This is a genomic window from Escherichia fergusonii ATCC 35469, from assembly GCF_000026225.1.
In the GTDB taxonomy this organism is placed as follows: domain Bacteria; phylum Pseudomonadota; class Gammaproteobacteria; order Enterobacterales; family Enterobacteriaceae; genus Escherichia; species Escherichia fergusonii.
In genome coordinates this window covers 3,133,389-3,156,400 of sequence record NC_011740.1, presented here as the reverse complement: position 1 = coordinate 3,156,400, position 23,012 = coordinate 3,133,389, and the positions used below count along the sequence as shown (strand labels likewise).

At 53.6% G+C, this 23,012-nt stretch carries 20 protein-coding genes; 5 read left to right on the top strand and 15 right to left on the bottom strand.

The features are described 5' to 3' along the window. Positions 1-16: 16 nt before the first annotated feature. On the bottom strand, positions 17-3,529 hold the full coding sequence (gene hsdR, locus EFER_RS15520) for a type I restriction-modification system endonuclease (protein WP_000981386.1): 3,513 nt from the start codon (positions 3,527-3,529) through the stop codon (positions 17-19). A gap of 262 nt (positions 3,530-3,791) precedes the next feature. On the opposite strand from hsdR, the gene EFER_RS15515 reads away from it, so the two are divergent. The 3 genes from EFER_RS15515 to EFER_RS15505 all read left to right on the top strand — a co-directional run bounded on the left by EFER_RS15515 (position 3,792) and on the right by EFER_RS15505 (position 5,258). Next, positions 3,792-4,526, top strand: a complete 735-nt coding sequence (locus EFER_RS15515; RefSeq protein WP_000208601.1) for a Fic family protein — start codon at positions 3,792-3,794, stop codon at positions 4,524-4,526. A gap of 155 nt (positions 4,527-4,681) precedes the next feature. Continuing rightward, the gene (locus EFER_RS15510) at positions 4,682-4,969 is read left to right on the top strand and encodes a BrnT family toxin (RefSeq protein WP_024256534.1); all 288 of its coding nucleotides are present in this window, start codon (positions 4,682-4,684) and stop codon (positions 4,967-4,969) included. Further along, entirely contained in the window at positions 4,956-5,258 is a 303-nt protein-coding gene (locus tag EFER_RS15505; RefSeq protein WP_000063150.1) for a BrnA antitoxin family protein, read from the top strand. Before EFER_RS15510 ends, EFER_RS15505 begins: the two co-directional genes overlap by 14 nt. A 33-nt stretch (positions 5,259-5,291) precedes the next feature. Here EFER_RS15505 and yjiA read toward each other — a convergent pair whose 3' ends face one another. The 13 genes from yjiA to hpaG all read right to left on the bottom strand — a co-directional run bounded on the left by yjiA (position 5,292) and on the right by hpaG (position 19,340). After that, positions 5,292-6,248 carry a GTPase gene (yjiA, locus tag EFER_RS15500; protein ID WP_001297640.1) on the bottom strand — a complete coding sequence of 319 codons (957 nt, stop codon included), beginning with the start codon at positions 6,246-6,248 and terminating at the stop codon, positions 5,292-5,294. A 10-nt stretch (positions 6,249-6,258) separates the two neighbouring features. Then, positions 6,259-6,462: a YbdD/YjiX family protein gene (locus tag EFER_RS15495; protein WP_000467859.1), complete on the bottom strand. Its 204-nt coding sequence runs from the start codon at positions 6,460-6,462 to the stop codon at positions 6,259-6,261. Positions 6,463-6,511: 49 nt separating this feature from the next. Continuing rightward, the gene (gene btsT / locus EFER_RS15490; RefSeq protein WP_001314407.1) at positions 6,512-8,662 is read right to left on the bottom strand and encodes a pyruvate/proton symporter BtsT; all 2,151 of its coding nucleotides are present in this window, start codon (positions 8,660-8,662) and stop codon (positions 6,512-6,514) included. A gap of 269 nt (positions 8,663-8,931) precedes the next feature. Next, positions 8,932-9,444: a 4-hydroxyphenylacetate 3-monooxygenase reductase subunit gene (locus EFER_RS15480; protein WP_001175455.1), complete on the bottom strand. Its 513-nt coding sequence runs from the start codon at positions 9,442-9,444 to the stop codon at positions 8,932-8,934. Positions 9,445-9,461: 17 nt separating this feature from the next. Next, positions 9,462-11,024, bottom strand: a complete 1,563-nt coding sequence (gene hpaB / locus EFER_RS15475; protein ID WP_000801473.1) for a 4-hydroxyphenylacetate 3-monooxygenase, oxygenase component — start codon at positions 11,022-11,024, stop codon at positions 9,462-9,464. Between the two features lie 250 nt (positions 11,025-11,274). Beyond that, complete coding sequence (gene hpaA, locus EFER_RS15470) at positions 11,275-12,165, bottom strand: 4-hydroxyphenylacetate catabolism regulatory protein HpaA (protein ID WP_000332908.1); 891 nt, start codon at positions 12,163-12,165, stop codon at positions 11,275-11,277. Positions 12,166-12,174: 9 nt separating this feature from the next. Beyond that, positions 12,175-13,551: a 4-hydroxyphenylacetate permease gene (gene hpaX / locus EFER_RS15465; RefSeq protein ID WP_001285750.1), complete on the bottom strand. Its 1,377-nt coding sequence runs from the start codon at positions 13,549-13,551 to the stop codon at positions 12,175-12,177. Positions 13,552-13,674: 123 nt separating this feature from the next. Continuing rightward, positions 13,675-14,463 carry a 4-hydroxy-2-oxoheptanedioate aldolase gene (gene hpaI / locus EFER_RS15460; RefSeq protein WP_000431705.1) on the bottom strand — a complete coding sequence of 263 codons (789 nt, stop codon included), beginning with the start codon at positions 14,461-14,463 and terminating at the stop codon, positions 13,675-13,677. A gap of 10 nt (positions 14,464-14,473) precedes the next feature. Further along, the gene (hpaH, locus tag EFER_RS15455) at positions 14,474-15,277 is read right to left on the bottom strand and encodes a 2-oxo-hept-4-ene-1,7-dioate hydratase (protein ID WP_000459750.1); all 804 of its coding nucleotides are present in this window, start codon (positions 15,275-15,277) and stop codon (positions 14,474-14,476) included. Between the two features lie 67 nt (positions 15,278-15,344). Further along, entirely contained in the window at positions 15,345-15,725 is a 381-nt protein-coding gene (locus EFER_RS15450) for a 5-carboxymethyl-2-hydroxymuconate Delta-isomerase (RefSeq protein ID WP_001119869.1), read from the bottom strand. 9 nt (positions 15,726-15,734) lie between these two features. Then, positions 15,735-16,586, bottom strand: coding sequence for a 3,4-dihydroxyphenylacetate 2,3-dioxygenase (gene hpaD, locus EFER_RS15445; RefSeq protein ID WP_000516990.1), 852 nt, complete (start codon positions 16,584-16,586; stop codon positions 15,735-15,737). Between the two features lies 1 nt (position 16,587). Beyond that, entirely contained in the window at positions 16,588-18,054 is a 1,467-nt protein-coding gene (gene hpaE, locus EFER_RS15440) for a 5-carboxymethyl-2-hydroxymuconate semialdehyde dehydrogenase (RefSeq protein ID WP_000757512.1), read from the bottom strand. Then, positions 18,051-19,340: a 4-hydroxyphenylacetate degradation bifunctional isomerase/decarboxylase gene (gene hpaG, locus EFER_RS15435; RefSeq protein WP_000679107.1), complete on the bottom strand. Its 1,290-nt coding sequence runs from the start codon at positions 19,338-19,340 to the stop codon at positions 18,051-18,053. Before hpaG ends, hpaE begins: the two co-directional genes overlap by 4 nt. A gap of 276 nt (positions 19,341-19,616) precedes the next feature. On the opposite strand from hpaG, the gene hpaR reads away from it, so the two are divergent. Further along, on the top strand, positions 19,617-20,057 hold the full coding sequence (gene hpaR, locus EFER_RS15430) for a homoprotocatechuate degradation operon regulator HpaR (RefSeq protein WP_000543926.1): 441 nt from the start codon (positions 19,617-19,619) through the stop codon (positions 20,055-20,057). Positions 20,058-20,146: 89 nt separating this feature from the next. Here hpaR and EFER_RS15425 read toward each other — a convergent pair whose 3' ends face one another. Further along, positions 20,147-21,367 carry an amino acid deaminase gene (locus tag EFER_RS15425; protein WP_000873753.1) on the bottom strand — a complete coding sequence of 407 codons (1,221 nt, stop codon included), beginning with the start codon at positions 21,365-21,367 and terminating at the stop codon, positions 20,147-20,149. Between the two features lie 200 nt (positions 21,368-21,567). Between EFER_RS15425 and EFER_RS15420 the strand changes: the two genes are divergently transcribed. Then, positions 21,568-23,010: an N-acyl-D-amino-acid deacylase family protein gene (locus EFER_RS15420; protein WP_001195671.1), complete on the top strand. Its 1,443-nt coding sequence runs from the start codon at positions 21,568-21,570 to the stop codon at positions 23,008-23,010. Positions 23,011-23,012: the final 2 nt, after the last annotated feature.

The following is a 23,012-nucleotide window of genomic DNA, read 5'->3' as shown; positions in this document are numbered from 1 at the left end:
CGGGAATGATACCGTGTCAGGCCAGCTCGTCCCAGATATAATCGCTGAATTTATCGAGCAGGCTGTCGAGATTATCGTCAAAGGTTCTTTGCAGCATCGCCTTCCCGCCGCGACGGTGGAAGTTACCGGTTTTGAAGACATCGTCGTCGAGCACCACTTTCTCTTTCAGCGCCTGCGCTAAACGATCGAGCCAGCTTAATTGCTCGCTGCTCCAGTCGTTTTCACCCTTAATGCGCGTCAGCGCGTGATCGACACGTTCCTCAAACGGTTTCAGCGCATCGCCCACCGCAGCGCGGCGAATATGACCAATCAGCCGGGCGGCGATATCTTCATTGCGCGTCTCTTTCCATGCTTTGCGCAGGGAAGATTCCTCAAAGTGCTGGCGGTCAAACCACTCCTGGAGTTCGACCAGCCCTTTACGGGTGAGATCGCGCGGGCGATTGATCACTGCCTGCAATGCCGGTTGCGCGTTCGGGGAACGTTGCACCAGCGAGTCAAAGGCTTCGAGGAAATCCTGCGGTGTGTCGTAATCGCCGTACAACGATTTTACGCTTACCACTTCATCGTTGATATCGAGGAAGATCGGCGCATCATTCAGGTTGTTGATGTCCGTTTTCAGCTTTTCCAGACGGGCGATAAAGCCAGGCAGTTTGTTAAAGACTTCGGCGCTCCAGTGCGGCCCTTTTTCACGCAGGCGCGAGGCGAAGCCGTTAAAGTTCACCCCCGCCGCGTCCTGGCATAGCTCATCCAGACGACGCACCTGTTTATCTATCGTTTCGCTGCGGTCACGGTTAAACGTGGCCAGGCCGATGATGCGCTGGAGCTTTGCCACCAGTTGTTCATGGCTGTGCTCGGCAAAGCTACGGCCATCCGCTTCGGTGATTTTATAAGTTTCTGAATCGGTAATTTCATTGACCAGCGTTTGCAGTTCCACCTTCGGGCGCACCACCACCGGACGCATGGTGTCGACGCTCTCCAGCGTGCTGTAGATATCGACACAGTCAAAAATCTTAAAGCTGGTTTTATTCACCTCCGGGCATAAGCGCGTGGCGCGACCTTTCATCTGCTCGTACAGAATACGGCTGCGTACTTTACGCAGGAACACGATATTACAGATCGACGGAATATCGACGCCGGTTGTCAGCAGGTCGACGGTCACCACGATATTGGGCAGCCGCTCTTTATTGAAGCGGGTGATCATGGTCTGCACTTTGCGCGCATCTTTATCGGCATCACCGGTGATCTTGATGATCGCGTCGTGCTCCAGTTGCGGATACTTTTTCTTGAACGCGGTACGCAACTCTTCCACCACCATATCGGCATGGGCATTGGTGACGCAGAAGACCAGCGTTTTTTGCGATCCGGTCGGGTCAAGATAATTGGTGAGTTCGTTACAGACGGCGCGGTTAAACGCCGGGATCACCAGGCCACGGTTAAAGTCGGCGACTTCAAAATCCTGATCGTCTTCCAGGGTGTCATTGATCACTTCCCCCTGCGGGCTGATGCGCTCTACCTGCTCGCCTTTGGAGAGATAAACCCCCTCCTGCGCGTTGCGGGTGGTGATCTGAATAGGTGGATCCTGGTCGATCAGAAAACCGTCGATAACCGCGGTACGGTAGGTATAACGGTAAACCGGCTCGCCGAAAATCTGCACCGTATGCAGCGCCGGGGTGGCGGTGAGAGCGATTTTTACCGCATCGAAGTGATCGAGAATGCGACGGTAGGCAGAGACGTAATCCAGCTGGCTGCGGAACTGCAGTTCGCCTTCGGTCTGCTCTTTATCGAGAATATAGCCGCGATGCGCTTCGTCAACGACGATACAGTCGTAACGGGCCACCGGCATCGGTTCATCTGATTGCAGGGTGCGTTTCACCAGCGACTGTACGGTGGCAACGTGAATTTTGGTGCTGTCTTCCGGGAATTTATCCGTCAGACCTTTAATGTCGAAAATGCTGTTGAAGGTGTCGCCGTTAATACGCGTATCTTCAAAGGCGCCCAGCGCCTGCTCGCCAAGAGAACGGCGATCCACAAGGAAGAGAATGCGTTTAAAACGTTGGGACTGGATCAGGCGGAACATCATGGCAATTGCGGTGCGGGTTTTACCGGTACCGGTCGCCATCGCCAGCAGGATCTCTTGTTGACCCTTGACGATAGCCTTTTCCACCGCGCGGACGGCATCTTCCTGATAATAACGCAGGCCCAACTCGCTCATGCCAGGATTATCGGCAAACCACTGATTCTGTTTTTGCGGTTCACTGCCGAGCATTTCCAGCAGCTCTTCCGGGCGGTGCCACTCGGGTAAGGCTTTCGACATATTGCGGGTATCGCGCACGTCGCGATACCAGATGCCGCTTTTGGTCTTCATTGCTGCGCGGTATTCGCGCCCGTTGGTCGAGTAGCAGAAGGGGATTTTAAACCGTTGTTTGCCGCTGGTGTCCTGCCAGCTGGTTTCATACTCTGGCACTGCTTCATGCACTTCATCCGGTGAGTAGTGCTCAAGCAAGGTTTCCCGCAGGAAGCCATTATCGAAGCATTTGCTGTAGCGATAAGACTCATTGAGCTTGCCGGGAACGTCGATATTTTTACGTTTCGCCTCTACCACCGCGATGGGCTTGAGGCCGACAAACAGTACATAATCCGCAAAGCCCTGATTACCCGTTTCATCTTTCCCGGTCGGCCATTCAGCAATGGCTTTATTGACGCCGGGTTCAGGGCGTGCGCCTTTGGAGAAGCGCAGGGTTTTGCTGTCGGCCTGCCAGCCTGCTTTACGCAGTTGCGCGTCAATCAGGAAGCGACTCTCTTCTTCGCTAAGGTTGAGTGTGCGCTTGATGGCCTGATCGGTAATTTCTTTGTGGTAAGCCTTACGTTCCTGTTCGGTCTGTTTTGCCAGTTCCGCGTTCTTCTCGGCGAGCTGTGCTTCCAGTGCCGCAAGGCGAGCCTGGGTTTGCGCTTCGGTTTCCTGCTGTTTGCCTTCCAGAATGGCGATATAGCCGTTCAGGGCAACCAGCTTCTGCTGTTGCGCTTCGACTTCTGCCTGAGTCTGCGCTTTTTCTCGCACCTGCTGTTCAAGCTGTTGTTTTAGCGTCAGCACTTCCTGGTGATAGAGGTTTTCACCACGTTCCGGCAACACAAACACCGGCACCGGGAAGTCATAATCTTTAGTGACCAGACGGTAGTACCAGACAGCCAGGCGGAACCCGAGCCGCAGGCACATCTGGGCATCGTCGAGATCGTTATGATATTCGTGTACCGCCTGGTTACCAATGCGGCGTAATTTGTGAAATACAGAGAGGATGTTGTCATCAACGAAGGCGATTTTGCCGAGTTCGCGCAGGAGATCGTGTTGATTCTCACAAGGGGGGATGTTGAGTAACAGACCAAGATGTTTCGCTGTGGCTTCGCCAAACATACGCATTTTAATCAGCGTCGTGTTGGGATCATCCGGGTAGTTATTTTCCGCCGCACAGGCGATGGCATAAGTGAAGTCGTTGACGCCCTTCAGGAATTCGAAGTTGGATTTATTCATCATTGTTATTAATCCATTGCTGTGTGGGCCTGTCCAAATATTTAAGGCCCATAACCTCTTATCTTAGCTTTCTGTACCTTTCCGGGCAATGACCGGAGTCACAGCAACTGACTCATTTCTAACGTGTTCGTCTATTTTTGTAGTGCTATAGTAGTCGCAATAACGACTCGTTTTTCTGGCCGGTGTTTCTTTACGTTTTTTGAAGGTGCTGAAGCTGGATTATTTTGAGTAAAAAATAGTGAACCATGCAATCAAGGATCCTCTAATGACAACCAAACTACTGGACCTGAGCTGGAATGCAAATGCCATCCCGGCGATGCAAATTGTCGGTACGCGCGCGGCATTGTTTACCTTCAAAACGCATATGGCGGGTTTTGTCTGGGATGCCGCGCAACTGGAAAATAACCCTTATACCTTTGTTGAAGTTAAAACGCTGCTCGATGGCGTCACCGTTGGCGGGCACAAGGTCAGTGATACTGAGCAGGTGCTAAACCTGGCGGACAGCGCGAAAAAGTTGATCGAGCTGGTGCAGTCAGGCCGTTTTGATCTCGATAAAAAAACGTTCACGTTATTGCACGGCATTATTGCCCGCAACGAGGCGCTGGAGTGGGGCATTTTTCGCGGCGAAGGTGAAGAGATGCATTACAATGCGCGCGTTCACCTCGGCGAGTTGGGTACCCATTTCCCACCAGCCACTGAAGCAGGCGCACCGGAACTGAATCGAATATTTGCCGCAGGTGTGGCACAAATAAAAGAGATGCCACCGTTCGAAGGGGCGCTGGCAATGTTTTTATTTGGTGCTTATTTTCAGTTTTTCTTTGATGGCAACAAGCGTACCAGTCGCCATATGATGAACGGCTGGTTAATGCGCCACGGTTACAATCCCATTAGTGTACCCGCAGCTCGTGCGCTGGAGTTCAACAGCAAAATGGTGCGCTTTTATCACAGCAAAGATGCCAGTGAAATGATGGCATTTTTGGTGGATTGCTATCAGGTTTGAATAAGTGCTGGATGGTGTCCCAATGATGCCATCCAGCCCCCTTCATATCAACTTCCCCGTCTTTTCCTAAAACGTGATGCTATTTCCAACATCAACGCTATAATTGCAGAATAATTGTAGATACATTTTTGTATATACAATTAGGGATGGCAACTATGCCAATGGAGTTTGAATGGGATGCAAACAAGGCCAAAAGTAATCGGATGAAACATGGCATCCGCTTTGAAGATGCGGTGTTAGTGTTTGATGATCCACAACATTTGTCACAGCAAGATCGCATAGAAAACGGTGAGTATCGCTGGCAGACAATCGGCCTGGTTTACGGCATCGTGGTTATTCTGGTTGCGCATACCATCCGTTTCGAAAGCGGAAATGAAATTATTCGAATCATCAGTGCACGAAAAGCAGATCGTAAAGAGAGGAATCGCTATGAGCATGGTTAAACATAAACGAGGGACACCCTCTACACTCGATGTGCAGCATGAGGCCGAACTGAAGGCGCTGGCGAACAAATCCGACGAGGATATTGATTACAGCGACATCCCACCTTCCAGCGATGAGCAATGGTCTAACGCCGAACGCGGTAAGTTTTATCGGCCATTGAAAACTCAGGCTTCGGTGCGTATTGATGCTGATGTGATGGAATGGTTGAAGCGACCAGGTAAAGGCTATCAAACTCGCCTGAACGCAATTTTACGTGAAGCGATGCTGCGCGATCAGAATAAAAAATAATTCAGGCCGCCACATGGCGGCCATCATCTAAAATTACTTCCTCAACCCCGCAAACGCAGCCCGAATCTCTTCCTCCGGCAGCTGAATCCCGATAAACACCATTGTGCTATGCGGTTTTTCATCGCCCCACGGCCTGTCCCAGTCGGCGCTGTAGAGGCGCTGGACGCCCTGGAACAGCAGGCGATTTGGTTCGCCGTCAATCCATAGCATCCCTTTGTAACGCAGCAGTTTATCCGCCGACTCCAGCAGCAGGTTTTCCATCACGCGGGAAACTTCGCTGATATCTACCGGGTAATCCAGTTCCACCACAATCGACGAAATATCGTTTTGTTTATCCGCGATAAAGTGGAAACGTGGTTTGGTGCTGACAACGTTTTCTTCCAGCATAAAACCGTTGGTGTTGAACAGCAGGCCCAGATCGATGTCGCCGTGGGTGACGGTGTAGACCGGTGCGCGGGCGTTGATGCGTGCCAGGCGTTCACGCAGTTTTTCTGCTTCGCCTGCGACGTCGGTTTTGGTCAGCAGAATGCGGTCGGCGTAGCCAACCTGTGACTGGGCGATGGTGAACTGGTTCATCTGCTCATCGGCATGTACCGCATCCACCAGAGCAATCACGCCGTCCAGCAGGTAACGCTGGCATAAAATCTCATGGGAGAAAAAGGTCTGAATAATCGGGCCGGGATCGGCCATGCCTGTGCATTCAATGACCAGACGGTCGAACTGAATATTGCCCTTGTCGAGATTGTCCAGCAGGTCGAGTAGCGCGTCCTCCAGCTCGTTGGAGCGTGAACAACAGATGCAGCCGTTGGTCAGCGTTTTGATCTGCGTGGCGCGGTCGCCAATCAGTTGATCATCAACGGAGACTTCGCCGAATTCGTTTTCAATCACGGCAATTTTGTAGCCGTGCTGTTCATTAAGAATATGGCGCAGCAGGGTGGTTTTGCCTGCGCCTAAAAAACCGGTGAGTAGGGTAACTGCAATCGGGTTCATGCTCTCTCCATTAACAACAGCGCATACCGCCTTTACCATCGCCGCCGTAGCGTGCGTTCTGGCGTTCGCGGAAGAATTCTTCATAGCTCATGTACGGCTTGTCGGGATGGTTGGTCTTCATATGCTCGACGTAATTGTCGTAGTCTGGAATGCCAATCAACATCTTCGCCGCCTGGCCGAGATATTTTTTTGCCTGTCCTAAGTTACCAAACATAGTTCACTCTGATAAGAACAAAGCCCCGCCGAAGCGGGGCTAAACACGGTTAGTGGTGCGAAGAGATCTTCACGCCGCCTTCCGGGATTGGAACGTACGGAGTTTCTTTGTCAGTACGTTTGTCGCTGTTACGCACCTTCAGCCAGGTTTTGAAACCGTAGAAGATGATGCTGTACACCACAATCAGGAACAGAATACTCAGACCCGCGTTAGTGTAGTTGTTCACAACGATGTGGTTCATGTTGGCAATCTGCTGCGCCGTCAGGTCAGTACCGTTAGCAATCTTCTCTTTGTACTGGCTTGCCATGTAGAAGAAGCCTTCCATCTGCGGGTTGGTGCTGAACAGTTTCAGGCCCAGCGCCCAGGTGGTGCAGATAAGCAGCCATACAGCCGGAACAACAGTTACCCAGATGTATTGGGTGCGCTTCATCTTAATCAGCACAACGGTGCCCAGTACCAGCGCTACGGCTGCCAGCATCTGGTTGGAGATACCGAACAGCGGCCACAGGCTCTTAACGCCGCCCAGCGGATCGACCACGCCCTGATACAGCAGGTAGCCCCACAGACCCACACAGCCCGCAGTACCGATGATACCGGCAACCAGAGAATCGGTTTTTTTCAGGAACGGGATGAAGTTACCCAGCAGGTCTTGCAGCATAAAGCGGCCAGAACGGGTACCCGCATCCAGCGCGGTCAGGATGAACAGGGCTTCGAACAGAATACCGAAGTGATACCAGAAGCCCATGTCAGCCATCGGCAGCACTTTGTGGAACACGTGAGCGATACCTACCGCCAGCGTCGGCGCACCACCTGCACGGTTCAGGACAGAAGGCTCACCAATGTCTTTCGCGGTTTGCAGGATCTGCTCTGGCGAAATCACGAAGCCCCAGGAGCTGACAGTCGCTGCCGCGTGTGCGGTAACGTCTTTCAGCTGCGCCATGATGATCGGCGCGTTCTCGCCACCCATTTCATGCAGGTTAGGCATGGTGATGCCAAGGCCCGCAGGCGGGGTATTCATCGCGAAGTAAAGACCCGGTTCGATGATGGACGCAGCAACCAGCGCCATAATCGCCACGAAGGACTCCATCAGCATTGCGCCGTAGCCAATGAAACGCGCGTCGGTTTCATTAGCCAGCAATTTCGGCGTTGTACCGGAAGAGATCAGCGCGTGGAAGCCAGATACCGCACCACAGGCGATGGTGATGAACAGGAACGGGAACAGAGCGCCTTTCCACAACGGGCCAGTACCGTCAATGTACTGGGTCATCGCAGGCATTTTCAGTTCCGGGTTCAGCACCACGATACCCAGCGCCAGGCCGACGATAACACCGATTTTCAGGAAGGTTGCCAGATAGTCGCGCGGTGCGAGGATCAGCCACACCGGCAGCAGTGCGGAAACAAACGCATAGCCAATCAGCGCGAAGGTAATGGTGGTGTCTTTAAAGGTCAGTGCCGGACCCCAGTACGGGTCGTGAGCAATCACGCCACCGAAGTAGATAGAGGCAACCAGCAGCACGATACCAATAACAGAGACTTCACCTACACGCCCCGGACGGATAAAGCGCATGTAGATACCCATAAACAGCGCAATTGGTACGGTTGAGCAAACGGTGAAGACACCCCACGGACTTTCGGCCAAAGCTTTAACCACAATCAGCGCCAGAACGGCGAGGATGATGATCATGATTAAGAAACAGCCAAACAGCGCGATAGTCCCCGGTACTGGCCCCATCTCTTCTTTGATCATCTCACCGAGAGATGCGCCGTTACGGCGAGAGGAGATAAACAGCACCATAAAGTCCTGTACCGCACCGGCCAGCACTACCCCCGCCAGCAGCCACAGCGTACCAGGCAGGTAGCCCATCTGCGCGGCGAGAACCGGACCAACCAGCGGACCCGCACCGGCGATAGCGGCGAAGTGGTGACCAAACAACACGTAACGGTTGGTCGGAACATAGTTCAGACCGTCATTGTTAATAACCGCAGGCGTCGCGCGCGTGGGGTCGAGTTTCATCACCTTCTGGGCGATGTACAAACTGTAGTAGCGATAAGCCACCAGATACACCGACACAGAGGCGACCACGATCCACAGGGCGCTGACGTGCTCCCCCCGACGTAATGCAACTACCGCGAGGCAGAATGCACCGATGATTCCAAGAATCACCCAGGGTATGTGCTTGAATATCTTTTTAGTATCCATAGTAAAACCTGGCATGTATTGATTAATAGTTGGCCGAAGCCGTTCTAGGTTTGCGTTGCGTTTGAGGAGGTAAATTGACCGCTATCCTGCAGTGATGTTGCCAGAGTTACGCGCGCGTAAAGTAAGGTAAATAACTGAGTGGTTATTTTAGGGACGTAAGCGGTCAGGAATGGCGGTAAGCGGTTGGGCAAGAATTATTCGTCGGGTGGATATGTGATTGAGATCACAATAAAAATGCCCCTTCGACGAATACGTGAAGGGGCTGGAGCTTAAATCGCAGCTTCCATTTCCAGCATCACCGGATGGAAACGGCGTTTGAAGTAGATAAGTCCGTGGCCTTCTGCACTGAGGATGATGTTTTTAATCTCCACCAGATACACCAGATGTGTGCCAATCGCCTGCACATCGCGGATCTCACCTTCAAGACTGGCCAGCGAACCTTTCAGCACCGGCTGCGCCAGCGGACCTTTTTGCCAGCATGAGAGGCTAAAACGCTCTTCCATCGCCATGCCCGTCATGCCCGCGAAGTGACGGGCCATCAGTTCCTGCTCATGGTTGAGGACGTTGACGCACAACTTGCCGTTGCCCTGAAACACCGGGTTCATCGCACTGTTGGCGTTAATGCACACCATCAGCGACGGTGGTGTATCCGTGACCGAGCAGACGGCCGTTGCCGTAATCCCGCATTGTCCGGCGTCGCCCTCGGTGGTGATAATATTTACCGCTGCCGACAGGCTGGCCATCGCGTCACGAAAGCGCAGGCGTTGTTCATCTAATTGCATCTTAACCTCCCGCTGCGTTATTTCAGCAGCTTATCCAGCATGTTGATATCGTCGTTGTTGTGCAGGTGCGGCACAGTCCAGCCGTTCTGGTCGTATTCCGACAGGCAGCGATCAACCATCGCCATCATCTTGTCCATATTGCCGGAGCTTTGTGCCTGGCGCAGACACTGCAGGCGAATCTCATCCTGGCTACCGGAGTAGTTGATTTCATACAGTTCGTGACGACCACCAAACTCGCTGCCAATGGCGTCCCACATCAGTTTGAGGATCTTGATGCGCTGGACGTGATCCATACCGTTCGAACCGCGCACATACTTCGCCAGATACTGGTCGATCTGCGGATTGTTCAGGTCACGGGCACTGGAAGGGAGATAGATCAGGCCACTGGTAACGTTGCGTTCGATAATGTTTTTGATCTTCGCGTAGGCCATTGGTGCCAGTACGCGATAGGTTTGCAGTGCGGCATGATCCGGTAAATAAGCCCCGTTGACCCACGGCGTCGCTTCTGAACACATCGAGTCACTCAATGCCCAGAAGGTGTTGCGCCACGCCACCACTTCACCGAGATCGGCCTGCACGCCCCGGAACTCCAGGGTGCCGGTACATTCGAGTGATTTTTTCAGCAGTGCCGTGATGAAGTCGAGTTTCACTGCCAGGCGCACACAGGCTTGCAGCGGATACATACGGGCGAAACCGCCTTCCATCGTCCAGCGACGACAGCGATCAAAATCGCGGTAGATCAGCACGTTTTCCCATGGGATCAGCACGTTATCCATCACCAGAATCGCATCGTTCTCATCGAAGCGACTGGAGAGCGGGTAGTCGTACGGCGAGCCGGTAGCGCCCGCGACCATCTCATAAGAGGCGCGGGAGATTAATTTCACACCATCGGCATCCATTGGTGCAACGAACATCAGTGCGAAGTCCGGGTTTTCACCCATCACTTGTGCTGAGCCGAAGCCAATCATGTTGTAGTGAGTCAGCGCCGAGTTGGTGGCAACCACTTTCGCACCGCTGACGATAATCCCGGCGTCAGTCTCTTTTTCCAGCTTGATGTAAACGTCTTTCACTTTATCGGTCGGCAAATGACGATCGATCGGTGGGTTAACAATCGCGTGGTTAAAGTAGAGGCCAGTTTCCTGGATACGTGTGTACCAGTTACGGGCGTTCTGCTCGAACTGACCGTAAAAGCCCGGATTCGCGCCCAGTGCGCAACCGAAAGCGGCTTTGTAGTCTGGGGTGCGGCCCATCCAGCCATAGCTCAGGCGTGACCACTCAGCGATGGCGTCGCGTTGCTGGCGCAGGTCGTCGGCACTTTTCGCCACGCGGAAGAATTTATGGGTATAGCCGCCGCTGCCGGTGTCGGTGTTCCAGCACAGAGAGTCCTGCATCTCCGGTTTGTGCAGCGCGTCGTACAATTGGGCAACAGACGCTGCCGCATTACGAAATGCCGGATGAGTGGTGACGTCTTTCACTCGCTCGCCATAGATATAGATCTCGCGACCATCCTGCAGGCTTTTTAGATACTCTTCCCCGGTGAACGGACGTTGGGTACTGGCGCGGAAATCTTCTGGTTTCATGTCGACCTCTACAGTATTAATCGGAATACGATTGTTAATTTTGTGTGTTGTTTTTGTTATTCAATTGAAGCTTGCAGGGGCGATTACGGGAAGAGACTTTTGGGACAATGGCTGGTACTTTTCAGGTAGGGTACGGTTTTGTGATCGAGGTCGCTTTTAGCGATTTTTGACGTTACTCAATCCCCTTGCTCCAGGCGGAGAAAGGGGAATAGCAGGTGGTGCCTGGTTTCCCATTAAGGCTAAGGGTTTTTCACGTGACAGGTACTTTTTTGGCGCGATAAGCACTGGGCGAGCAACCGACTAAGCGATTAAAAAAGCGGGCAAAATAAGCCGGATCTTTAAAACCGAGTTGCCAGGCAATATTGTTCACGGCGTTATCAGAAAACAGCAGCAGCCGCTTGGCTTCTCGCAGCTGTCTGTCGAAAATCAACCGTTTTGGCGGACGGTTGGCAAAGCGACGGCAGATGTCCGTGAGTCGTGATTCGGTGATATGCAGTTCGTTAGCGTAATCAGGAACTGTCCAGTGCTGATGAAAATGGCTTTCAATCAGCATATGAAAACGCTGGAACAGTTTTAATTCCCCGCGCATCCCGCTGGCGGCATGGTCGTCGAGTTTTGCGTTACGCAGCAGTAGGGTGAACACTGCCTGTGCCAGTAGCGTCAGGGTGTGTTCCCGTCCAGGCAGTTGTTCCACCGATTCCCGCTCTATCAGTTGCCAATAGTGTTCCAGCGCCGCCAGTTCGTCGGGTTTATCTGCCAGTGACAGGCAAATCCCCGGCAGGCCGAAGGTTTCCCGAGAGCCTGGATAAAGAACTTCCAGCAGGGGCCAGATTAGATCTTCCCGTACCGTCAACACATGACCGTCGGCGTCAGACTCCGTAATAAACGCATGAGGTACTGACGGCGGCGTCAGGACAAACAGGGGCGCTTCCACCGAGTAGCGATGATCGTCAAGCTGTAGCTCAATCTGTCCGCTATTGAGGAAATGCATCTGAAAGTACTGTTCGTGACGATGTGGCAGCATATGGCGGCCAAAAAAGGCCGCCATGCGGGCGAACGACTGATAATGCACATCGTCCGTGCCCAGGCTTTCATCATACTCTTTGCTGATATCAATATTGGCAATCTGACTATCGCACATCGTCGTTCCTTATGGGGTCGCTCGCGGACGGGAGGACTGCATTGGAATCGCCCAGATAATCCCCGCACCAATCACCAGCAGCGCGGCAACAAACCACAATCCACTGTTAAAGCTGCCGGTCAGATCTTTCAGCCAGCCGATCATAAACGGACTCAGAGCCGAACCGATATTGCCAGTAGCGTTGATCACCGCAATACCGATCGCGCGTGCCCGCAGGCTGATGGACTGATCCGGTGTTGTCCAGAAAATTGCCATTGCGCTGAATGATCCGGTCGAAGCCATAATGATCCCCAGCATCTGGATCATATTGTGATCAGTTGCCGAAGCCAGTAACCAACCTGCGGCCGCGAACAAATAAGGAAGGGCGGTGTGGTGCCTTCGTTCCTGGCAGCGATCTGAGTGACGGCTCCAGTAGATCATCCCGAGAATGGTACAAATCTGCGGTACGGCCGCCAGCAGACCGATGGTGATATTACTGCTGCCCTGATTAAAGCTTTGCAGGATCTGCGGTGTCCAGATGCTGATCGCACTAAGTGTGTTGGTCAGGCAGAAATACGCCAGGGTATACATCATCACCACCGGAGTGAAGATCTCCCGCCACATGCTGCGTTGTTGCATGGCGTGGTGGCTGATGGCTCCCTCTGGCTGCACCAGCGTCAGACGATCGTTATCCATCATCTCTTGCAGGCATTTTTTGTCTTCTTTCGTCAGCCACTTAGCTTTATCCGGTGAGTCATCAAGCCAGAACCACACCATGACGCCGAGTAATACCGACGGGAAGCCTTCCAGCAAAAACAGCCACTGCCAGCCTTTTAGTGCCAATACGCCATCCAGCGACAAAATGTAGCCGGAAACGATAGATCCCAACGCTGTCGTTACCGGCATTGCCACCATAAACAAGGCGTTGGCACGGGCGCGGAAGTAGGCCGGAAACCAGAAGGTTAAATACAGCAGAATGCCAGGCAGGAAACCGGCTTCGGTAATGCCAACCAGTATACGCAGTACGTATAAGCTGGTGGGGCCAGTGGCAAACATGGTGGCAGTAGAGGCGATGCCCCAAAGCACCATTATGGTGGCGATCCAGCGTCGCGCACCGACAATACTCAGCATAATGTTGCTGGGAATGCCGAAGATGACGTAAGCGGCGTAGAACAGGGTGGTGGCGAGGCCAAACATGGTGGCGCTCAGACCGAGGTCGCGCCCCATCGTCAGTCCGGCAAAGCCGATGTTGATGCGATCAAGGAACGAGAAGATAAACAGCACGAACAGAAAGATGATTAGGCGGCGAAACAACTTCTTAATAACCGCCTGTTGTCCGGCAGTCAGCGCTTTATGCTGATTCGCCGGATCGATACTTTCCGGTATGGCAGGTGAGGTGTCGCTCATTTTTCTTCCTCTAATGGGATTTTTGTAGGGTACGACAAGGTTTATGGCAGATGCAGCACAAACGCCTTATCCGGCCTACGGTTTGGTGCGCGTGTAGGCTGGATAAGCGCAGCGCATCCGGCATTAATACACGCCGGGCTTCACGGTCGTGGCCTGCGCGCCAAACCGTGCTGCCAGTGCTTCGGCGGCGCGGGCGAGCAGGGTGGTGTCAACGCCGACGGCGACAAACAGCGCGCCCAGTTCCAGATAGCGTTTTGCCAGTTGCTCATTGGCGATCAGGATCCCCGGCGCTTTGCCCGCTTCACGGATCTGCACGATCGCCTGTTCAATCGCGGCCTGCACTTCCGGGTGCTGCGGATTACCGGCATAACCCATATCGGCGCTCAGATCCGCCGGGCCGATAAACACGCCGTCGACACCTTCCACGTCCAGAATCTGCGGTAGGTTCTTCATTGCCTCACGCGTTTCGATCTGCACCAGCACGCACATTTGATCATTGGCTTTTTGCAGGTAATCAGGAATGCGATTCCAGCGTGAGGCGCGTGCCAGCGCACTGCCCACACCACGAATACCGGCGGGGGGATAACGGGTGGCGCGTACCGCTTCACGGGCTTCGTCGGCGTTTTGTACCATCGGCACCAGTAAGGTTTGTGTGCCGACGTCCAGCAGTTGTTTGATTTGCACCGGATCGTTCCACGACGGACGTACTACCGGCTGGCTGGGGTAGGGCGCAATCGCCTGTAGCTGGGTGAGCACTGTTTGCACGTTATTCGGCGCGTGTTCACCGTCTATCAACAACCAGTCGAATCCTGCTCCGGCCAGTAACTCTGCACTGTAGCTACTACTCAGCCCCAGCCATAATCCGATCTGTGGTCGGCCTGCTTTCAGCGCCGCTTTAAAGCTGTTTTCCATCGTTCTCTCCTTAAACAAAGCGGCAGCTAATGGAACCCATGTTGCCGTAATCGACGTGAAAGGTGTCGCCTTTACGCGCCGGAACCGGTCGGGTGAACGAGCCGCCGAGAATGATTTGTCCGGCTTCCAGTTGTACGTCATACGGTGCGAGTTTGTTCGCCAGCCAGGCCACGCCGTTTGCCGGATGATTTAGCACACCAGCAGCGACGCCGGTTTCTTCAATCACGCCATTGCGATACATCAGGGCGGAGATCCAACGCAGATCCAGTTCGTCAGGTTTGATAGGACGACCGCCGAGGATCACCCCGGCATTGGCGGCGTTATCGGAAATAGTGTCGAACACTTTGCGCGGGCGCTGGGTTTCTGGATCGATGTTGTGGCAGCGAGCGTCGATCAACTCCAACGCCGGGATCACATAGTCCGTGGCGTTGTAAACGTCGAACAGCGTGCAGTTTGGCCCACGCAGCGGTTTTGCCAGCACGAAAGCCAGCTCCACTTCGATGCGCGGCACGATAAAGCGATCGGTCGGGATATCGCTGCCATCGTGGAAGAACATGTCATCCAGCAGGGCACCGTAGTCGGGTTCGCTGATCTGCGAGCTGGCCTGCATCGCTTTCGAGGTCAGGCCGATTTTGTGGCCTTTCAGCGTGCGGCCTTCGGCAATTTTCAGGCGGACCCATTCGCGCTGTACTGCGTAGGCGTCTTCGATGGTGATCTCCGGGTAATCGAGGGAGATCGCGCGGATCTGTTCGCGCTGTTTTTCTGCCTGATCCAGACGCTGGGCGATCAGGGTGTGGGTGTGTTTATCGAACATAGCGATATCCTGTGGCATTGCCGGATGCGGCTGCGCCTTATCATCCGGCCTGGAAGCTGGTGCAAATTTATTTAAACAACGCGTGTACGTTGTTCTGTTTGAAATTCAACGTTGGGTGCAGCTCTGCAAGCTCAAATGAAAGCGCCAGGTAACGGCTCTCCATCAGTGAGGCGAAGTGCGTTTTAATCAGATCAAACAGCATTTCGCCCACTTCCTGACGGCTTTCCAGACTGCGCCCGCTGCCGATTTTTAGCGTCATATGCACAAAGGCGTAATCGTGCTTGCCATCAGCCATTTGCCAGGTATCGATCCAGTGCGCCCGGCTACGTATTCCCCCAAGCGGAAAAATCCCCGTCGCCGCCAGTGCGGTGTTAACACTGGCAAACAGCTCAGGTAAGCGGGCTTCTTCACGGATATTTTCGGTACATTCCACGATAAAGTGCGGCATGGTGGTTCCTTATGCGGGCAGCGGGAAAACAGCGTTAACCTGACCGGTGCCAGAGCTTGGGAACAGCTCGGTAATAAACTCCACCTTGCCATCGTATTTATCCCAGCCAAGCATCCCCAGCAGCATCACCGTGTCGTGCATATTGCCTTCGCCGTAGCAGTAGTCGGCATACTCCGGCAGCATATTGCAGAACTCTTTGAACTGGCCTTCGCGCCACAGCTTAACCACGCGCTCGTCCATCTGGCGGTCGAACTCGCGGGTGTAGCTGTTCATCCCTTCTTCCGCACGCTGATCGTCAATAAAGCGGTGCGATAACGAACCGCTGGCAAGGACCGCCACGGTGCCGTCGTATTGTTCGATCGCTTTCAGAATCGCTTCGCCCAGCTTGCGGCTGTCGGCAAAATCATGGACAGTACAGAATGCGGAGATGGAGACCACTTTGAAGTGCTTGTCTTCATTCATGTAACGCATTGGCACCAGCGTGCCGTATTCCAGTTTCAGACTGGGAATGTTGTGCGCTTTTGCCCGCACGCCGAGTTTTAATGCTTCATCAGCAATTAGCTGTCCTAACTCCGGGTTGCCCTCGTAGTTGTAGGTCATATCGCGGATAAAATGCGGCAGCTCGTTACTGGTGTAGACGCCTTCAAAATGGTCTGCACAGTTGATGTGATAAGCACTGTTCACCAGCCAGTGGGTATCGAAAACGATAATGGTATCGACGCCCATTTCCCGGCAACGCTTGCTGATCTCTTTATGCCCGTCGATCGCGCCCTGGCGACAGCCGTGGTTTTTCCCTGGTAGTTCAGAGAGATACATCGACGGTACGTGCGTGATCTTGGCGGCTAACGCTAACTTACCCATATCAGACTCCCCATTTCGGAATTGGATGGTCGCCCATGGAAATGCAGACGTTCTTCATTTCCGCGAACACTTCGAAGCTGTACTCACCGCCTTCACGCCCGGTGCCGGAGGCTTTTACGCCGCCAAACGGCTGGCGCAGGTCGCGCACGTTCTGGGTGTTGACGAACACCATACCCGCTTCGATGCCACGCGCCAGGCGTAACACTTTGCTGACATCCTGTGTCCAGATGTACGACGCGAGGCCGTACTCCACGTCGTTTGCCAGGCGAAGACCTTCGGCTTCGTCTTTAAACGGCAGCAGGCAGGCGACCGGCCCGAAAATTTCTTCCTGGGCGACGCGCATACGGTTATCAACGTCTGCCAGCACCGTTGGGCGCAGGAAGTTTCCGCCTTTCAGGTGTGCAGGCAGGTCAGACGGTTTATCCGGGCCGCCCGCCAGCAGGGTTGCGCCTTCTTCAATGCCGAGACGGATATAGCCGGAGACTTTTTCCCAGTGCTGTTGGCTGATAAGCGCCCCAACCTGGGTGTTTGGATCGTTTGGATCGCCCACGCGCAGACGGTTGGCGCGTTCGGCAAAGCGTTTAACAAATTCCGGGTAGATGCTTTGCTGAATAAAGATGCGCGAACCGGCGGTGCAGCGTTCGCCGTTGATCGAGAAGATGGTGAACAGGGCGGCGTCCAGCGCGCGCTCAATATCGGCATCTTCAAAAATCAGCACCGGCGATTTACCGCCCAGTTCCATGGAGTATTTTTTCAGCCCGGCGTTTTTCATTATGTTGCGCCCGGTGGCCGTACCGCCGGTGAACGACACGGCACGTACGTCATGATGACGGACCAGTGCATCGCCTGCGGTTGCGCCGTAGCCCTGTACCACGTTCAGCACGCCCGCCGGAATACCGGCTTCCAGCGCCAGCTCACCCAGGCGGTCAGCGGTCAGCGGGGAGAGTTCCGACATTTTCAGCACTGCGGTATTGCCCAGCGCCAGACACGGCGCGACCTTCCAGGTGGCGGTCATAAATGGCACGTTCCACGGTGACACCAGCGCACAAACGCCCACCGGCTGCACCAGTGTGTAGTTGAGCATCTTGTCATCAACCGGATAGGTTTTGCCGTTCATCTGCTGGCAGACTTCCGCGAAAAATTCAAAGTTGTGAGAAGCGCGTGGGATCAACACATTTTTGGTCTGATGGATCGGCAGGCCCGTGTCAGCGGTTTCCATCGCGGCGATCTCTGGCACGTTCTGGTCGATCAGATCGCCCAGACGGCGCATCAGTCGCGCACGCTCTTTCATCGGCAGATTGGCCCATTTCGGGAACGCCTCTTTCGCTGCCGCTACCGCCTGATTGATCTCCGCTTCACCGCCAGAGGCCACATCCGCCAGCACTTCACCCGTTGCTGGATTAGTAGTCTGGAAGTAGTCGTTACCTGCAACATTTTTGCCGTTGATCCAATGATTTACTTTTTTCATTTCGCTGTATCCTCACTCACAATTCGGTTCACCAGGCGGCCCACGCCTTCTACTTCCACCACTACTTCATCGCCAGGCACCACGTCAGATAAGCCTTTTGGTGTGCCGGTGGCGATCATGTCGCCCGGATTCAGGGTCATAAATTCGCTTAAATAGGCGATCAGGAAAGGCACGCTGAAGATCAGATCGGCGGTGGTGCCTTGCTGGCGTAACTCGCCGTTGACGAAGGTGCGAAGGGGCAGATTATGCGGGTTCGGGATCGCCTCTTTCGGCACGATGGTTGAAAGCATCGGCGTCAGTCCGTCGCGGCTTTTTACCCGCAGGTTAGGGCGGTAGTAGTTTTCCAGATAGTCGCGAATGGCGTAGTCGTTACACACGGTGTAGCCCGCGACATAATCCATAGCATCGGCTTCGCTGACGTAACGCGCCTGCTTGCCAATCACCACCACCAGCTCCGCTTCGTAGTGCATGTATTCAATATTGTTCGGGCGCACGGAGGTCTGGTTATCGCCAGTGAGGGTATTCGGCGCTTTCAGGAACACCAGCGGCTCTTCCGGTGGTTTAAATTCCAGTTCGCTGGCGTGGTCGGCGTAGTTCAGGCCGAGGGCAAACAGCGTGCCGTGCGGGTGTGGCTGCGTTGGGAAGCTCTTGTGCGTGGTCACTTCATGTTCGTCCACTACCGGATTTTCCAGCGGCGGGAAACCTTCTGCGAGAACACGAACGCGATCGCCTGGCTGTATTTCCACGCGCGCCTGTGGCGTGCCGAGCAGAATGGCATCGCCAGGATTTAGTGTGGCAAATTCGCTGAGGGCGCTCAGCAACTGTGCGGCGTTACGTTGTAAATCGGCGGTATTCCAGTGATCGGCAGGACGCCCGTTGATCTCGGTATAGATGGTCAGATTATCGACATTGCTGAGAGCCACGGTTTCGCCAATGGGGCAGAATCCATCACGACATTTTGCTTTGATTGCCGGGCGGTAAAAGCTCTCTTCCGGCAGGCTGACGTCATTAGCCAGCGCGTATCCGGCGATGTACTCTGCCGCATCTTCTTCGCGTACTTTCGTCGCCTTTTTTCCCACAATCAGCGCAACTGTCGCACCGCTCAGTACCTTTTCACCCTGCGGAAAGGGAATCGGCTCACCGCTACTAATCACCGTATTGCGCGGTTTAATAAACCAGACTGCAGTTTTAGGCGGGGCTTTGTAGGGGGATTGCTGGAACGCTTCCTGCCATGCATCAAGCTGGCTGCGATGGTTCAACGCTACGGCGAAGATAGTGCCTTTCATTACCACTCCTCAGATCTCTGGCCGATCCTGATTTCATTAATATGTTAATGAATAGTTTTATTATCTGGTGAAGCAATAAGCAAAATAAAGTGAACGAATTGTGATGCTGATAACATTTAATTTACACGCCTAATGTGAATATTCTTTAAAATCAATTAATTAAATAGATTAGTGGAAGTTTGCTACACTGAGTGGTCTGAGAAACCGGTTGCTGAGTGGGCTACGGCCTGCTAATTGTTTCGTTATTAATGATTTTCTGAAACTTGGGGTTGTACCATGCACGATTCTTTAACCATTGCGTTGCTCCAGGCGCGTGAAGTGGCGATGAGTTATTTTCGTCCTATTGTTAAGCGCCACAATTTGACTGAACAGCAGTGGCGCATCGTGCGTATTCTGGCGGAAGGAAAGTCGATGGATTTTCACGATCTGGCTTATCGCGCCTGTATTTTGCGCCCAAGCCTGACCGGTATCCTGACGCGGATGGAGCGCGACGGCCTGGTGCTACGCTTAAAACCGATTAATGATCAGCGCAAGCTATATGTTTCATTAACTCAGGAAGGGCAGACGCTCTATTCCCACGCGCAGGCGCAGGTTGAAGAGGCTTATAGACAAATTGAAGCGCAGTTCACCGCTGAGAAAATGCAGCAGTTAACCGTGTTGCTGGAGGAGTTTATTACCCTGGGAAAAGGCGGTGATGAAACGTGTGGGGAAGCGTAAGAGCGGTATCCCGGAGATATCTCTCCGGGATTGATCCTCTAAATAATTCGAGTCGCAGTACATGCAACTTGAAGTATGGCGAGCAGAAATCAAAACAATGTATCCAGCTCTGCCAGTACGTTGTAGTCGTCATCAGTCAATAACAACGCTTTCCATTTGTCGAAGGTCAGGCACGGATGCGATGTGCCAAACACCAGAATATCCCCCACTTGCACGTCGCTATTAGCTGACAGTTGCAACATGCAGTGCTGATCCATAATACCTGTACTGCGAATCGCCTGTGGATCAAATGCCAGTGATTTGCCGTTGCGGTAGTGGGCGACTGGTTGCGGCAGTCCGGCGTCGAAGGCGCAATCACGCTTACCAAAATTTACCACCGCACGATCAGCTTCCGGCACCGATTGCACCATGGCGACCAGTTCCAGCGCAGATGTGAGATCGCCTGCCAGATCGCAGGCCACAGGATCGCGGGCAAGCAACTGTTGTTGTGCCGCGTCGTAGATCCCGGTGTCGTGAGTGATGTAGCAGCCTGGGCGAATAACAATGCGGCAGTTATCAGGCTTTTCTGCCGCCAGCCAGATATTGCACACCACGTCATACCAGACCGTGCCTGCTCCGGTGAGAATAAACTCGCCATCAACCAGACTTGCCATATCACAGGCCAGTTGTGCGGCATCCCGCAGCAGAGCTTCTACCTGCGGTTGTGGATCGTCACCGTGTAAAACGCCTTCATATAACTCAAGCCCCCGCAGGCGTAACCCCGGTAATTGGGCCGCCTGTTTAGCCAGTGCCAGTGCGGCATCCGTTGAGCGGCAACCACAGCGCCCGCCGGGAACACCCAGCTCAATCATCACGTTCAGTGTCTGTTGCTGACTGGCAAAAAAGGCAGACAAAGCGCGGGCGTTCTCAATGCTGTCGATACAGCAGATAAAATCGACCGTCGGGTAATGTTGTTGCAACTGGGCAATCAACTGCATATTCGCCTTGCCGACCAGTTGGTTAACCATCAGCACTCGCTGAATACCGCTCGCCATTGCCGCATCAGCCTGCCATGCGCTACCGACACCTATTGCCCAGGCGCCTGCCGCCTGCTGCGCCTGAAAAATCCACGGCGTCATGGTGGTTTTACCGTGCGGTGCCAGCGAAACGCCGCGCGCGTCAGCATAACGCTGCATCCACGTAATGTTGTTCTCCAGGGCCTGCTTTTTAATGATTGCGGCAGGTAAACAGACATCTTCGGCAAGGAGATTTGCGGGCATTTGCATCAGGGCAGATTTATGGGGAACCAGAGGTTCAGAGTGGTATTTCATAACATTCACCTTTTAAGTTTTTCACCGTATCGGATATGAGTATCATTTGTAACTAAATGAAATATAAATATTTAGTTTATTTATCTTATGATTTATGAATAAAAGTATCAGAAAATCATCTGGGTTTTGCGTAGTTTTCCACTGTTTTTCGTCCTTGTAAATGGTTAACTTGTCACCATTGCAGAAATGGAGTGACGAACATGCAGGTTGACTGGTTAATCAAAAATGTGACGGTTATCGACGGTAGTGGCGGCCCTGAATTTCGCGGTGACGTGGCAATAACAGGTGATCGGATTGTCGATATTGCCCCTGCGCTTAACGTTACGGCGCAGCAGGTCATTGACGGGGAAGGGCGGGTGCTGGCACCAGGGTTTATCGACGTTCATACCCATGACGATATCAACGTTATTCGCATCCCGGAATATCTGCCAAAAATCAGCCAGGGGATCACCACGGTGATTGTCGGTAACTGCGGGATCAGTGCGGCGTCGGCGAAAATGAAAGGTGAAGTTCCTGACCCGATGAATCTGCTGGGGGAAGCAGAGCACTTTATTTATCCTACCGTTGAAAGCTATGCCCAGGCAGTGGAAGCAGCAAGGCCGTCACTGAACGTTGGCACGCTGATTGGTCATACGGCGCTGCGTAATAACCATATGGACGACCTGTTTCGCCCGGCGACGGCGGATGAAATTGCCGCCATGCGCGCCGACTTACGTCTGGCGTTGAGTCAGGGGGCGCTGGGGTTAAGTTCCGGGCTGGCCTATGCCACAGCATTTCAGGCGACTACCGAAGAAGTCATGGCGCTGGCGGAAGAATTAGCCGGTGAGAAGGGCGTTTATACCACCCATCTGCGTTCTGAATTTGAACCGATTCTCGATGCCCTGGATGAGGCGTTTCGTATTGGGCGTCATGGCAAAGTGCCTGTCGTGGTTTCCCACCATAAATGCGCCGGGGCGAAAAACTGGGGGCGGACAAAAGAAACGTTGGCTTTTTTTGACCAAATGCGTCAACACCAGGAAATTGGCTGCGATGTCTACCCTTACTCAGCCAGTTCATCAACGCTGGATCTCAAACAAGTCACCGACGAATTCGATATTGTGATCACCTGGTCACAAACACATCCGCAGCAGGCCGGGAAAACACTGGCACAAATCGCCATCGACTGGCAGATGAGTATGCTGGAGGCCGCGAAGCTGCTAATGCCTGCCGGGGCTATCTATTACAACATGGACGAGCGCGACGTCCGCCGAGTGTTGAGTTATCCGGTCAGTATGATTGGCTCTGACGGCCTGCCCAATGATCCCATGCCGCATCCACGTTTATGGGGCGCCTTCCCTCGCGTGCTGGGCCACTATTGCCGTGATGAAGGCTTATTCCCACTGACCACGGCTATCCACAAAATGACCGGGCTTTCTGCCAGCCGTTTTCGCCTGCCCCAGCGTGGACTGGTGAAAGTCGGTTATTTTGCGGACCTGGTGTTGTTCGATCCACAAACCATTCGTGATGTTGCCAGCTTTTCTGATCCCAAACGCCCGGCAGATGGCATTGAGGCGGTGATGGTGAACGGCGTTATGAGCTATGGTCGCGATAAACATATTACAGGCCGTGCGGGACGCTTCCTGCGCCGGCAGACCTCACATTAAGG

Bases quoted from the DNA above. Each gene is read 5' to 3' on its own strand.
- hpaD (WP_000516990.1), bottom strand. From the start codon at position 16,586: ATGGGTAAGTTAGCGTTAGCCGCCAAGATCACGCACGTACCGTCGATG.
- hpaH (WP_000459750.1), bottom strand. From the start codon at position 15,277: ATGTTCGATAAACACACCCACACCCTGATCGCCCAGCGTCTGGATCAG.
- EFER_RS15510 (WP_024256534.1), top strand. From the start codon at position 4,682: ATGCCAATGGAGTTTGAATGGGATGCAAACAAGGCCAAAAGTAATCGG.
- EFER_RS15505 (WP_000063150.1), top strand. From the start codon at position 4,956: ATGAGCATGGTTAAACATAAACGAGGGACACCCTCTACACTCGATGTG.
- hpaB (WP_000801473.1), bottom strand. From the start codon at position 11,024: ATGAAACCAGAAGATTTCCGCGCCAGTACCCAACGTCCGTTCACCGGG.
- hpaG (WP_000679107.1), bottom strand. From the start codon at position 19,340: ATGAAAGGCACTATCTTCGCCGTAGCGTTGAACCATCGCAGCCAGCTT.
- EFER_RS15515 (WP_000208601.1), top strand. From the start codon at position 3,792: ATGACAACCAAACTACTGGACCTGAGCTGGAATGCAAATGCCATCCCG.
- EFER_RS15425 (WP_000873753.1), bottom strand. From the start codon at position 21,367: ATGAAATACCACTCTGAACCTCTGGTTCCCCATAAATCTGCCCTGATG.
- EFER_RS15420 (WP_001195671.1), top strand. From the start codon at position 21,568: ATGCAGGTTGACTGGTTAATCAAAAATGTGACGGTTATCGACGGTAGT.
- hpaI (WP_000431705.1), bottom strand. From the start codon at position 14,463: ATGGAAAACAGCTTTAAAGCGGCGCTGAAAGCAGGCCGACCACAGATC.
- hpaE (WP_000757512.1), bottom strand. From the start codon at position 18,054: ATGAAAAAAGTAAATCATTGGATCAACGGCAAAAATGTTGCAGGTAAC.
- hsdR (WP_000981386.1), bottom strand. From the start codon at position 3,529: ATGATGAATAAATCCAACTTCGAATTCCTGAAGGGCGTCAACGACTTC.
- btsT (WP_001314407.1), bottom strand. From the start codon at position 8,662: ATGGATACTAAAAAGATATTCAAGCACATACCCTGGGTGATTCTTGGA.
- EFER_RS15495 (WP_000467859.1), bottom strand. From the start codon at position 6,462: ATGTTTGGTAACTTAGGACAGGCAAAAAAATATCTCGGCCAGGCGGCG.
- EFER_RS15450 (WP_001119869.1), bottom strand. From the start codon at position 15,725: ATGCCGCACTTTATCGTGGAATGTACCGAAAATATCCGTGAAGAAGCC.
- EFER_RS15480 (WP_001175455.1), bottom strand. From the start codon at position 9,444: ATGCAATTAGATGAACAACGCCTGCGCTTTCGTGACGCGATGGCCAGC.
- hpaR (WP_000543926.1), top strand. From the start codon at position 19,617: ATGCACGATTCTTTAACCATTGCGTTGCTCCAGGCGCGTGAAGTGGCG.
- yjiA (WP_001297640.1), bottom strand. From the start codon at position 6,248: ATGAACCCGATTGCAGTTACCCTACTCACCGGTTTTTTAGGCGCAGGC.
- hpaX (WP_001285750.1), bottom strand. From the start codon at position 13,551: ATGAGCGACACCTCACCTGCCATACCGGAAAGTATCGATCCGGCGAAT.
- hpaA (WP_000332908.1), bottom strand. From the start codon at position 12,165: ATGTGCGATAGTCAGATTGCCAATATTGATATCAGCAAAGAGTATGAT.